Source organism: Thermaerobacter sp. PB12/4term (assembly GCF_003403315.2).
GTDB lineage: Bacteria > Bacillota > Sulfobacillia > Thermaerobacterales > Thermaerobacteraceae > Thermaerobacter.
Window position 1 is genome coordinate 1020980 of sequence record NZ_CP048407.1, and the last position, 12877, is coordinate 1033856.

Below are 12877 nucleotides of genomic sequence, written 5' to 3' on the forward strand. Positions count from 1 at the left end.
GACCGGCGGGCGGCGGCCGTTCCCCCCGCCCGGAGCCCGCGGGCGGGACCGATGGCGACCCGCCCGGCGGGGCCGCTGCGGTACCCGCCATGACCAACAAGCGGGTCGCCGCCCTCCTGGAAGAGATCGCCGACCTGGTGGAGATCGACGGCACCGACGCCCGCAAGGCCGGCGCCTACCGCCGGGCCGCCCGCACCGTTTCGGCCCTGCGGGACGACCTGCGCCAGTACCTGGAAGGCGACCGCCTGCTTTCCCTGCCGGGGATCGGCCCCGCCATCGCCGCCAAGATCCGCGACTTCTACGCCACCGGTTCCACCCGCCTGCTGGACGAGCTCCGTGCCCGGGTGCCGGCGGGGGTGCAGGCCCTGCTGGCCGTTCCCGGCCTGGGCCCGCGGACGGCGGCGCGGCTCTTCCACGAGCTCGGCATCGACTCCCCCGCGGCCCTGAGGGAAGCCCTGGAGGATGGCCGGGTGGCCGCTCTGCCGGGCATGGGGGAGGCTCGGGCCCGCAAGCTGCGGGAGGCCCTGGACCGGCTGGACCGGGAGGGCCGGCGGCTCAACCTGGGGGAAGCCCTGGCGGTGGCGACCGCCGTGGCGGAAGAACTGGGCCGGCAGCCCGGCGTGGCGGAGGCGCTGCCGGTGGGCGCCGCCCGGCGCGGGGTGGAGCAGGTGGAGGCGGCGGAGGTGCTGGTCCTGGCGGAGGAACCGGCGGTGGCGGCCGCCGCGGTGGCCGCCTGGCTCGGCCCGCAGGGCGGTACGGCAGGGTCCTCCGGCGGCGGTGATGTCCCCGCAGGGGCCGGCGACCAGGACATCCCGGCGGCGGCCGGCGGCGAGGGCGCTCCGGTGGGGCCGGATGGGGACGGCACCCTGCGGGTTCTGGCCGGGACCACCGGCGAGGGTTGGCCGGTGCGGGTCACGGTGGCACCCCTGGCTGCGCGGGCCGCAGCCCTCATCTACACCACGGGTAGCCAGGCCCACTGGCGCCAGTTGCGGCAGCGGGCCCGGCAGCGGGGATGGGAGCTGGAACCGGCGGGGTTGCGGTCCCCGGGGGGCGGCCGTGAAGGAACAAGCGGCGAGGAAGCGTCCCTCTACCGGAGCCTGGGGCTGGAGCCCGTTCCGCCCGAACTGCGGGAAGGGCAGGGCGAGGTGGAGGCCGCCGCCGCGGGCCGTCTGCCCCGGGTGGTCGCTGTGGCCCAACTGCGGGGCGATTTGCATGTCCACAGCCGCTGGAGCGACGGCGCCGCATCCATCGCCGAGATGGCCGCGGCGGCCCGGGCGCGGGGCTACCTCTACCTGGCCATCTGCGACCACAGCCGCTCCCTCAAGGTGGCCCACGGGCTGGAGATCGCGGAACTGGAGGCCCAGTGGGCCGAGATCGACCGCCTGAACGGCGAGCTGGCGGCCGCGGGGGTCGATTTCCGGATCCTGAAGGGGGCGGAGGTGGACATCCTCAAGGACGGGCGCCTGGACTACCCGGACGAGATCCTGGCCCGCCTCGACGTGGTGGTGGCGTCGGTCCACACCCACCTGCAGCTGGACCGGCAGGCCATGACCGAGCGCCTGCTGGCGGCGGCCGAACACCCCCACGTGGACATCATCGGCCACCCCACGGGACGCCGGCTGGGTTTCCGGGACCCCTACGACGCCGACCTGGAGGCGGTGATCGCCGCCGCCGCGCGTTACCGCACCGCCCTGGAGATCAACGCCTCGCCCGAGCGCCTGGACTTGCCTGCCGTCTGGGCCCGCCGCGCTGCGGAAGCGGGGGTCTGGCTGGTCATCGACACCGACGCCCACGCACCGGAACAGCTCGAGCAGGTGGTCCTGGGCATCAAGGTGGCCCGCCGCGCCTGGGTCGAACCCGGCCAGGTCCTCAACACGCTGGACCGGGACGCCCTGCTGGCGTGGCTGGAGGCGCCCAAGGGCCGGCGGCCCGGGCCGCCAGGGACCGCCGGCGCCTGAAGGCGGCAGGGGGATCGGGCCCAGCGCCCGCAGGTCCGCGGGCCGGCCGCCGGGGGCGGCGGGGGGTGCCAGGGAGTCCCGGACGCCGGGGGCGGGCCCGCCGGCCCGGGCGGGTGCCCAAATACCCGGGCCGCCGGGTATGAGAGGAGGTGCGGCACGGTGTACGTTCCCCGGCATTTTCAAATGGATCCGGCGGAGGCCGTCGCCTTCATGCGGGCCCATCCCTTTGCCATCCTGGTCACCGCGGCCGGTGGCACGCCGGTGGCGACCCACCTTCCCGTTCAGGTGCATGAGCAGGGTGAGCGAATCGGGATCACGGGGCACATCGCCGCCGCCAACGAGCAGAAGGAGACCTTTGCCGGTGGAACCACGGCCCTGCTGATTTTCCACGGCCCCCACACCTACATCTCCTCCAGCTGGTATACGGTGGACGAGGTCCCCACATGGAATTATCTGGCGGTCCACGCCTACGGGACCCTGCGTACCCTGTCGGAGGAAGAGCTCGAAGCGGATCTCAAGTACCTGCTGCTCCAATACGAGGGGCACCGGGAGAACGGGCGCCTGTGGGATACCCTTCCGCCCGGATTGCTGGCTCGTCAGATGAAGGGCATCGTGGGGTTTCGAGTGGATGTGACGCGCCTCGAAGCCAAAGCGAAGATGAGCCAGAACCGGAAGGACATCGACTACAAGCACATTGTGGAGCGGCTGGAGGCGTCCCCCGACCCCATGGACCATGCCGTGGCCGCCTGGATGCGGGCCCACCGGCAGCATCTGTTCAACGGACCGGCCCAGGGATAGGTTCACCGGTTGGAGCAACGGGGCCGGAGGGACAACTCGAAGCGACCCGGCGGCGGCCTGCCGGCCGACGCCACGGGCCGGGGCTACGGACCGGACCTATCCGCCGGCGACCCGCCCATCGAAGCCACCGGCCAACGATCCCTGCCGGCAGCCCTGTCCGGCGGGCATCACCGTTGCCATCCGCCGCGTCCCTGGACTATGGTCGGAAAGGAGAAGGGTCGCGGGGCCATCGATCCGGCGCAGGCCGGCCGCCGCCGGGCAGCGGCGGGCGCCGGGCATCGCCCGGCGGCACGGGACCCAGGGAGGCCACCATGGATCCACGCAGTCTGGACCGGCTGGAGTATGCCAAGATCCTGGAGCTTCTGGCCGCGCAGGCCAGTTTTTCTTTGGGGGCCGAGCGTTGCCGCGCCCTGGAACCCTTGACGGACCCTGAGGCCGTCCGGGAGCGCCAGGCGGAGACGGAGGAGGCGGCCCGCCTGCTGGAGCGGGAAGGGGAGATCCCCCTGGGCGGCCTGGCCGACATCCGCCGTTCCCTGCAGAGGGCGGCCAAGGGGGGCATCCTGGCGCCGGACGAACTTCTGGCGGTGGCGGGTACGGCCCGGGGCGCCCGGCGCCTGAAGAGCTTCCTCGCCCAGCGGGAAGCCACCTGCCCGCGGCTGGCGGCCCGGGCGGCGCGGCTGACCCCGCAGCCGGCCCTGGAGGAAGCGGTGGCGGCCGCCATCAGCGAGGACGGCCGGGTGCGGGACGAGGCCAGCCCGCGGCTGGCGAGCCTGCGGCGGCGCCTGGCCGACCTGGAAGAGGCCATCCGCCGCCGGCTGGAGGAGATGATCCGCTCGCCCCAGTGGGCGGCGGCCCTCCAGGAGCCCCTGGTCACGCAGCGGCGGGGCCGGTTCGTCCTGCCTGTCAAGGCCGAGGCCCGGGCCCAGGTGCCCGGGGTGGTCCACGACCAGTCGGCCAGCGGCGCCACCCTGTTCATCGAGCCCATGGCGGTGGTGGAACTGGGCAACCGCCTGCGGGAGGCCGAGGCGGAAGAACAGGAAGAAGTGGAGCGGATCCTGGCCGAACTCACCCGCCTGGTGGCCGCGGCGGGCGACGAGCTGGCCGCCACCCTGGAGGAGCTGGCGGAACTGGACGCCATCGTGGCCCGGGGCCGGCTGGCCCTCGCCATGCGGGCGGAGCGGCCCGAGACCCTGGACCGGCCCCGGGTCGACCTGAAGCGAGCCCGCCACCCCCTGCTGGGACCGGGTGCGGTGGCCATCGACGTGTGGCTCGGGGAAGGGGCCGGGTTCGACACCCTGGTGATCACGGGACCCAACACCGGCGGCAAGACGGTCACGCTGAAGACCGTGGGCCTCCTGGCCCTGATGCACCAGGCGGGCCTGCACATCCCCGCGGCACCCGGCAGCGCCCTGGGCGTGTTCCCGCAGATCTTCTGCGACGTGGGGGACGAGCAGAGCATCGAGCAGAGCCTGAGCACCTTCTCGTCCCACATGAGCGCCATCGTCGGGTTTGCCCGGGCCGCCCGGCCGGGTGCCCTGGTGCTGCTGGACGAGATCGGCGCCGGCACGGACCCCGACGAGGGGGCCGCCCTGGCGGTGGCCCTGATCGAGCACTTCCGCTCCCGCGGCTGCCTGGTGGTGGCCACCACCCACTTCAGTGCCCTCAAGGCGTACGCCTACCAGCAGCCCGGAGTGGAGAACGCCAGCGTGGAGTTCGACCCGGAAACCCTGCGCCCCACCTACCGGCTGTGGATCGGCCTGCCCGGCAAGAGCATGGCCCTGACCATCGCCCGGCGGCTGGGCCTGCCCGATCCCATCGTCCAGCGGGCGCGCCAGGTGATGGGAGCCGGTGCCCACCGGGTGGAGGAGCTCATCGCCGCCATGGAGGCGGACCGGCGGGAGATCGCCGCCCTCCGCGCCGAGGCGGAGGCCCGGCGCCAGGAGGCCGAGGCCCTGCGCCAGCAGCGCCTCCGGGAGATGGAGGAGCAGCGCCAGGAGCACCGGGCGCGGCTGGAAGCCCTGGAGCGGGAAATGGCGGCGGCCCTGCAGGAAGCCCGGCGGCAGACGGAGGGCCTCGTGGCCCGCCTGCGGGCGGCCATGACCCGGCTGGAAGGTGCGCTGGAGGAACTGGCCCGCGCCCGCCAGGCCCTGGTGGAAGGGGACGCCCTGGACCCGGTGGAGGGTCCGGCGGCGGCCGTGGCGGCCGTGGAAGCCCGGGCCGCCGAGGCCCTCGCTGCGACCCGGGCGGTCTTGGAGGAAACCCGCCAGGGTCTGGGCGATCTGGAGGGCCGGGCGGCGGCGGTCCGGCAGCAGGCCGAGGAGGCCCGGCGCCGGGCACGGGCAGGAGCCGCGGCGGCGCTGGCGGCCGCCCTAAGGCCGGGCGCCCGGGTTGAGGTGCTCAGCCTGCGCCAGGAGGGCGAGGTGCTGGAGGTGCCCGCCGACCCCGGCGAGCCGGTCACCGTCCAGGCCGGCATCTTGCGCCTGCGGGTGCCGCGGTCGGACCTGCGCCTCCTGGACGAGCCGGCCGCCGCCGGGCCAGGGGGCCCGGTGGCAGGACCGGCCTCCGACGGCGGCGGAGCGGCGGCCTCCGGCAGGCGCTCGGGCCGGGGGCGCCGGGCGGGCGAGCCCGCTCTGGGGACGCCGGAGGGCGCGGCCCGGACGGGGGCTCTTGAGAGGGCGCGGCTGATGCAGGCCAAGGCGCGGGAGTTCGAGCCGGAGATCCACCTGCGCCAGCTGACGGTGGACGAGGCTCTAGCTCGCCTTGACAAGTACCTGGACGACGCCATCCTGGCCGGGGTTCCCCAGGTGCGCATCATCCACGGCAAGGGGACGGGGACCCTGCGCCGGGCGGTCCACGACTACCTGCGCAAACACCCGGCCGTGGCTTCCTACCGGCTGGGGGCGCCCAACGAGGGGGGTGCGGGGGCCACGGTGGCGGTGCTGAAGGACAGCCTGTAAACCGTCTCGCGACGGAGTGGGCCGAGTACCTGGAGCGGCGAGTGCAACGACCGGTGGCTCAGCCGCCGGCGGGTCCACCGGACGCCCGGCGGGAGTTCATCCAAACGGTCGACGCGAGCCCACACAGGAGGGGGCCCGGCCGGAGCCGGACCCCCTGCTCACCTGGATCCCGGCGCCCGTTCCCGGGACGCGCCCTCACGCCGCCCGGCCCGTCAGGGCTGCCCACCAGCGATCCCAGTCCACCCGGAACACCCCGGGCCCGATGGGCAGGATGGCCTGCCCGCCATCGTCACCATCGTCGCCACCCTCGCCACCCTGGCTCCCGCCGTTTTCCGCCGCCACCACCTCGACCACGATGGTGATGTGCTCCGCCGGATGGTTCGGGTGGGAAATGTCGATCTGGTGTTGCGCCGGCTGGTCGAAGGTGAAGGCGAGCCGGACCGCCCCGTTGGCCCGCACCTTAACCGGCCGCATCGGCCGGCCATCGACCAAGATCACCACGTTGTCGTGATTCTGGCCGATACCATCCTCAATGGTAAGCTCAAGCGGCTGGCCGGCCCCCACCTGCACGGGCGCCGCGGGACCGGTGGCGCCTGCGTCGCCCAGCAGCCGGACGGTCACCGTGGCGCCTTGGTCACCACGGCCCCCGCCGTTGCCGCCGTTGCCACCGTTCCCGCCACCCTGGCCGGGTGCCGCCCCCTGGACGGTGACCAGCAGGCGGACCACCAGGGTGGTCTTCCCGCCGTCGGGGGCGGTGGACGTGGCGGTGATCCGGTACTCCTGCTGGCCCGGCTCTGCGGGCAGGGTCAGCGGGACCTCCACGCTTTGCAGGGCGCCCACCTGGATCTGCCGGTCCGGCAAGGGCACGCTGACCTGATGGTCACGGCCGGCCACGTCCGTGAGGCGGACGGTCACGGTGGCGCCCGGGGCCCCGGTCACCGCCATCTCGCCGGGGACCGCGCCCTGGGGGGTGAGCCAGATCTCGTTGGGACCTCTGTCCCGCTGGAACACCGGCGACGCGGCGCACGACGCCTTCTCCGGATCGGGCGGCATCAGGGCGTAGTCCTTGGGTTCGGGCGCGTTCTCCGGCAGATTCGCCAGGGGCCGGTTGAAGAAGGCCTTCTCCTGCGGTGTGCACGCGCAGTTGGGCGCGTAGAGGAACTCGGGGTTCTCCGCGCAGACGGGCATCTTCACCCACAGGTTTTCGGCCTCGGTGGGCTGGGTGCCGGCGATGAAGACCTCCCGGTACTGGAATTCCTCCGGGCAGTTGGGCCCGGGCAAGAGCCCCGTGTTGGCGCAGACGGTGGCGGTCACGATGCCCCGGGGCGGGTCGAACCAGCGCACGGGCTTGCCCTCGTGGGCCGCGGCCATGATGCGGCCCCAGATGGGGCCGGGGACGCCGGCGCCCGACGCACCGCGCGGCAGGCTGCGGACCTTGTCGTTGTACTCGTCATAGCCCACCCATACCGCCGCGGCGTACTGGGGCGTGAAGCCGACGAACCAGACGTCCCGGTCCTGATGGGTGCCCGTCTTGCCGGCGGCCGGACGGCGGAAGTAGTTGTTGTGCACGCTGTAGCCGGTGCCCGACGACGGCTGGTAGAGCGGGATGCCGGCGGGGAAGCGGTGCGGTTCCATCACGTCGCGCATCATGTCGGCCAGCAGGTAGGCCACCTTCTCGTCCACCACGGCCTCCTTGTGGCTCTGGTGGCGGTACAGCACCCGGCCCTGGGCGTCCCGGATCTCCGACACGATGTAGGCGGGTTCCCGCACGCCCCCGCGGGCCAGGGTGGCGTAAGCGTCGGCCACCTCCAGCGGGGTGACCCCGTTGGTGAACCCCCCGAGGGCCAGGGGGGAAATATCCCGGTCCTTCTCGACCAGATTCAGCCCCAGCCGCCGGCCGAACTCCCAGGCCTGGTCAACGCCCACCAGCTGGACGGCCTGGATGGCCACGGTGTTGATGGACCGCTTCAGACCGAAGCGGAAGGGTGTGAAGCCGAAGTACCGGTCGTCGTAGTTGCCGATGGGTTTGGTGGAACCGCCCGAGGGCACCACCTGGATCACATCGTCCACGGCGGTGGCGGGCGTGTAGCCCGCGGCCAGCGCCGGGCCGTAGGCGGTCAGGGGCTTGGTGGCCGACCCCAGGCTGCGCCGGGCCGTGGTGGCCCGGTTGAAGTTGCGGGCGCCCAGGGGGCCGTCGTAGAAGCGCCCGCCCACCAGGGCCACGACCTGGGCCTGTTCCACATCGATGAGGACGGCGGCCGCCTGGGGCCCGCGCAACCGGTCCTCCGGGGTCGGCATGGGGTAGCCCAGCCGGCGCAGGTGCTCATGCTGGGCGCGGTACGCTGCCCGCTGGAGTTCGGGATCGACCGTGGAATAGATGCGCAGGCCGCCCTGGTAGAGCATGCTTTCGGCCCGCTGCTGGGCCTCCGACGGGCTGAGCCCGCGGGTTGCCGCCAGCTGTTCGGCCAGGATGCGCTGGGTTTCCTCGATGACGTAATCCACCACGTGGCCGAAGACGTTCTGGTCCCGCTGGGGATTGTTCGGTGCGGTCTTGGGCCGGTTGCCCAGGACGTCTTCCTCCAGCGCCGCGCGGTACTGCTCTTCGGTAATGAAGCCCAGTTCCCGCATCTTGGTCAGGACCAGGCGCTGGCGCTCCTTCCAGCGGCCGTTTTCGGCCCGCTGCTGGTCCTCCGGCGACGGTTCGTCCCCCGGTTCCGGGATGGGCGGCGGAGGGTAGGCCGACGGGTTCTTGGGGATGCCGGCCAGCACCGCCGCTTCGGCGATGGTGAGTTCCTCCACCGGCTTGCCGAAGTAGGTGTACGATGCCGCCTGGATGCCGTAGGCCCCGTTCCCGAAGTAGATCTGGTTGAGGTACATCTCCAGGATCTCGTCCTTGGTGAAGCGGCGTTCCAGCTCGATAGCCAGGATGGCCTCCTGGACCTTGCGCCGCCAGGTCCGGTCCTGGGTCAGGAAGGCGCTGCGGGCCAGCTGCTGGGTGATGGTGCTGGCACCCTGCAGGTAGCCGCCCCGCAGGTTGTTGATCAGGGCCCGCGCGATGCCGATGGGATCGACCCCGAAGTGATCGTAGAAACGCTCGTCCTCGATGGCGATGAAGGCCTGCCGGACGTGTTCGGGGATTTGCTCCAGGGGAACGACGATGCGGTTCTCGGGTCCGTGGATCTCGGTCAGCAGCTCGCCGTGGCGGTCATAAATGAAGGACGTTTGGGCCACCTGGGGGCGCAGGGCGGTGATGGGCCCCATGGCCCGCACCGCGCCCATCATGAAACCGGCCGCCAGCACGGTGCCGCTGATTCCGAACAGGAAGACCAGGAACAGGAAGAGCCGCATCCAGCGAATGCGGCGCCACCATGGCTTGCGCCGCCGCGGGCCACCGCCCGCAGGCGCATGGGGATAACCGGCCACGCAGGTCCCTCCCCCTGTGGATGCTCTCCCTCCGGGGAACCTTGCCCGCCCGTCCCGCGCCAGCAGCGGAAGGCGTGCGGCCGGCGGCGGTGGGGGCCGGTTCGTCCTGCCGATTATACCACGGGCATATTTCGCTGCCCGGCCGCGCCGTCCCCCCGGAGCGCGCCTTGTCAGTCCATGCCGGTTATATTACCTTCGTTCCAGTCCGTCGAAGGAAGGGGAACGGTGCAACGGCCATGGCCCAACCGGGTGGCCCGGCACTCCCGGCCCGCGAGCAGCTGGAGCTGCTCCGCCGCGGAGCCGCGGAGATCGTTTCGGAAGAGGAGCTCTTGCAGAAGCTGCAGCGGTCCGTGGAAACGGGCCGGCCTCTACGGGTGAAGCTGGGGCTTGATCCCACCGCTCCCGACCTGCACATCGGCCATACGGTGGTGCTGCGCAAGCTGCGGCAGTTCCAGGACCTTGGGCACCAGGTGGTCCTGATCATCGGCGATTTCACCGGCCGCATCGGCGACCCGACGGGCAAGTCGGTGACCCGCCCGCAGCTGACGGAGGAACAGGTCCGGGCCAACGCCCGCACCTACGCCGAGCAGCTGGGGCGCATCCTGGACATGGAGCGGACGGAGCTCACCTTCAACGCCCGGTGGCTCGGGCCCATGACCTTCGCCGATGTGATCCGCCTGGCGGCCCGGTATACCGTGGCCCGCATGCTGGAGCGGGACGACTTCGCCCAGCGCTATCGGGAAGGGCGGCCCATCGCCATCCACGAGTTCCTCTACCCGCTGGCCCAGGCCTACGACTCGGTGGCGGTGCGCGCCGACGTGGAGCTGGGCGGGACGGATCAGAAGTTCAATCTTCTGGTCGGCCGGGAGATTCAGCGCGAGTACGGCCAGGAGGCCCAGGTGGCCCTGTTGATGCCCCTCTTGGAGGGCACCGACGGCAAGGACAAGATGTCCAAGTCGCTGGGGAACTACATCGCCATCGCCGACCCGCCGGGCGAGATGTTCGGCAAGACCATGTCCATCCCCGACGAGCTGATCGTCAAGTACATGGTGCTGGCCACGGATCTGGACATGGGCGAGATCCGCCGGCTGGAGCAGGGCATGGCCTCCGGTCAGGTGAACCCGCGGGATGCCAAGCTCCGCCTGGCCCACGCCCTGGTGCGGATGTACCACGGCCGGGCGGCGGCCGATGCGGCCCAGGAGGAGTTCCTGCGGGTCTTCAGCCGGCACGAGCTGCCGGCCGAGATGCCCGAGGTGGTGCTGCCGGCCCCGCGCCTGGATGCCGTACGGCTGCTGCGCGCGGCCGGCATGGCGCCGTCGAACAGCGAGGCCCGCCGCCTGATCGAGCAGGGCGCCGTGCGCCTGGACGGCCAGCGGGTGGCTTCCCCCCAGGACGAACTGGCCCCCGCGGACGGGGCCGTCCTTCAGGTGGGCAAGCGGCGGTTCGCGCGGCTGCGGTTGCCGGGTTCCCGCTAGGTGAACCGAGGGACGGCCCGGGGCCGGGGCAGGGGCGGCCCCACCCGGTGCAGCGCCGGGTCCCCGGTGCCCCGCTGCCGCCGGGGCCGGCGGCCGGCCCGCCGGTGGGTGCGCGCCGGCTCCGGTGGCCTCCTCCGTTCAGGCGCTGTTCACGCCCGCATACACATACCCCGGGACCGGCTCGGCCGGTCCCGGGGCGGTGACAGCATTGGCCTACGTGCGCCGCAGGACCCGCCGGCGGTCCGGGGTGGGGTGGCCGCCCCGGCTGCGCCTGGGGCCGCGCGGGGTGGTGGTGCTGGCCCTGCTGGTCCTCGCGGGGATCGGCTGGGCGGCGGACCGCGCTCTGGCGCCGGCCCTCATGGCCGTTGCCCGGCGGGAAGCGGAGATCCGGGCGGTGGAGGCCATCGGTGCCGCCGTGGAAGCGGAGATCGCCGGCCGGTACCAGCCCGAGGACGTGATCCGGGTGCGGTACGACGGCGGCCGGCCGGTGTTCGTCCAGGTGAACACCCCGCTGATCGTCGACGTCCAGGCCCGGGTGATGCGGGCCGTACAGGACCGGCTCAACCACCTCCGGTCGGTGCCTGTGGTGATCCCCCTGGGGGCGGCCCTCGGGAATCCCCTGGTGGCCGGCTGGGGTCCCGGTGTGCCCGTACGCATCCTGCCCCTGGGCCGGGTGGACGTGGACGTTCAGAGCCGGTTCGACGGAGCGGGCATCAACCAGGTGCGCCACCGGGTGGTGCTGGTGATCCGCACCTCCGTGCGCGTGGCCATCCCCCTGTACGGCGATACCGTCCCGGTGGAGGTCCCGGTCCCCCTGGTGGAGACGGTGATACCGGGCGAGGTGCCGCCCTGGGTGGTCCCGTGGCCGGGCGGCGCGCCGGGGTCGGGTGGCCCACCGTAGGGCGCTCCCCATGAGAGGCCCTCACCATAGGCTGGGAGCCTGCTACGCCGGGCGCGGACGGGCCCGCGGATCGCCCCCGCAGCCGCCGGCGCCCTGGCCGCCTCGCCAGGGATCGGGGCCGTGCGGCCCCGTTTCCAAGTTTGCCGATCATGGTATGCTGGATTTGGGCGGGAGCCCTTCCCGCCGGTCCCAGCTTTCGGGGTCGTCATTCTGGCATCTGCAAACGGGAGGTCACGGCCTTGGCCGACGTCAAGCAGCAGGCGGGTCGCGTGGCGACCGACGTCCTGCAACTGGTGGGCGCGACGCCGGTGGTGCGCCTCAACAAGGTGATCCCCCGCGACAGCGCCGAGGTCTGGGTCAAGCTGGAGTCGTACAACCCCGCCGGGTCCGTGAAGGACCGCATCGCCCTGAGCATGATCGAAGCCGCCGAGCGGGATGGCCGCCTCAAGCCGGGCTACACCATCGTGGAGCCCACCAGCGGCAACACCGGCATCGGCCTGGCCATGGTGGCCGCGGTCAAAGGGTACCGCCTGCTGCTGGTGATGCCCGAGACCATGTCCCTGGAGCGCCGGGCGCTGCTGCGCGCCTACGGTGCCGAGCTGGTCCTCACCCCCGGGGCCGAGGGCATGGCGGGCGCCATCCGCAAGGCGCAGGAGCTGGTGGCGGAGCATCCGACGTACTTCATGCCGATGCAGTTTGACAACCCCGCCAACCCCGAGATCCACCGCCGGACCACCGCCCGGGAGGTCCTGGAGCAGATGGACGGGCACCTGGATGCCTTCGTCGCCGGGGTGGGAACGGGCGGCACCCTGACGGGAGTGGGGGAGGTGCTCAAGGAGCAGCTGCCCGGGTGCCTGGTGGTGGCGGTCGAACCGGCCGGTTCGGCCGTGCTCTCGGGCGGGGAGCCGGGGCCCCACCGCATCCAGGGCATCGGGGCCGGGTTCGTCCCGCGGGTGCTGAACCGGCAGGTGATCGACCGCGTCATCCCCGTCCGGGATGAGGACGCGGTGATCATGATGCGCCGCCTTGCCCGGGAGGAAGGACTTCTGGCCGGCATCTCGTCGGGCGCGGCGGCATGGGCCGCGCGGCAGGTGGCGCGGGAACTGGGTCCGGGCCGGCGGGTGCTGGCGGTGCTGCCCGACACCGGGGAGCGCTACCTCTCCATGATGGAAGACCTGGCCGCCTTCGTCCGCGACGAGGAGTAAGCCGCGCCGCGGGCAGGCAGGGGATGCCCTGCTCCCCCTCCGTCCCGCGAGCCGGCCCCGCCGGCCGGCGGCCCCGGGGGACCTGCCGCCGGGAGGGGGGCCGCCCGGCAGGATGCCGCGGCCCCGGAGGGCCGTGCTACAATAGGGCGCGGCGACAGGG

The 12877-nt window shown here is 72.8% G+C and carries 7 protein-coding genes; 6 read left to right on the top strand and 1 reads right to left on the bottom strand.

The window, feature by feature from the left end:
• Window positions 1-89: 89 nt before the first annotated feature.
• From DYI95_RS12990 to DYI95_RS04185, 3 genes are all read left to right on the top strand, one after another.
• Complete coding sequence (locus DYI95_RS12990) at window positions 90-1958, top strand: PHP domain-containing protein (protein WP_305849874.1); 1869 nt, start codon at window positions 90-92, stop codon at window positions 1956-1958.
• Between the two features lie 159 nt (window positions 1959-2117).
• Entirely contained in the window at window positions 2118-2756 is a 639-nt protein-coding gene (locus tag DYI95_RS04180; RefSeq protein WP_116900679.1) for an FMN-binding negative transcriptional regulator, read from the top strand.
• A gap of 311 nt (window positions 2757-3067) precedes the next feature.
• Entirely contained in the window at window positions 3068-5713 is a 2646-nt protein-coding gene (locus DYI95_RS04185; protein WP_116900678.1) for an endonuclease MutS2, read from the top strand.
• Window positions 5714-5908: 195 nt separating this feature from the next.
• On the opposite strand, the gene DYI95_RS04190 is transcribed toward DYI95_RS04185, so the two are convergent.
• On the bottom strand, window positions 5909-9136 hold the full coding sequence (locus DYI95_RS04190; protein WP_116900677.1) for a transglycosylase domain-containing protein: 3228 nt from the start codon (window positions 9134-9136) through the stop codon (window positions 5909-5911).
• A gap of 236 nt (window positions 9137-9372) precedes the next feature.
• On the opposite strand from DYI95_RS04190, the gene tyrS reads away from it, so the two are divergent.
• From tyrS to cysK, 3 genes are all read left to right on the top strand, one after another.
• Window positions 9373-10611: a tyrosine--tRNA ligase gene (tyrS, locus tag DYI95_RS04195; protein WP_203530711.1), complete on the top strand. Its 1239-nt coding sequence runs from the start codon at window positions 9373-9375 to the stop codon at window positions 10609-10611.
• Between the two features lie 217 nt (window positions 10612-10828).
• The gene (gene yunB, locus DYI95_RS04200; protein WP_243149932.1) at window positions 10829-11512 is read left to right on the top strand and encodes a sporulation protein YunB; all 684 of its coding nucleotides are present in this window, start codon (window positions 10829-10831) and stop codon (window positions 11510-11512) included.
• A 239-nt stretch (window positions 11513-11751) separates the two neighbouring features.
• Window positions 11752-12717: a cysteine synthase A gene (gene cysK, locus DYI95_RS04205; protein WP_116900674.1), complete on the top strand. Its 966-nt coding sequence runs from the start codon at window positions 11752-11754 to the stop codon at window positions 12715-12717.
• Window positions 12718-12877 lie beyond the last annotated feature (160 nt).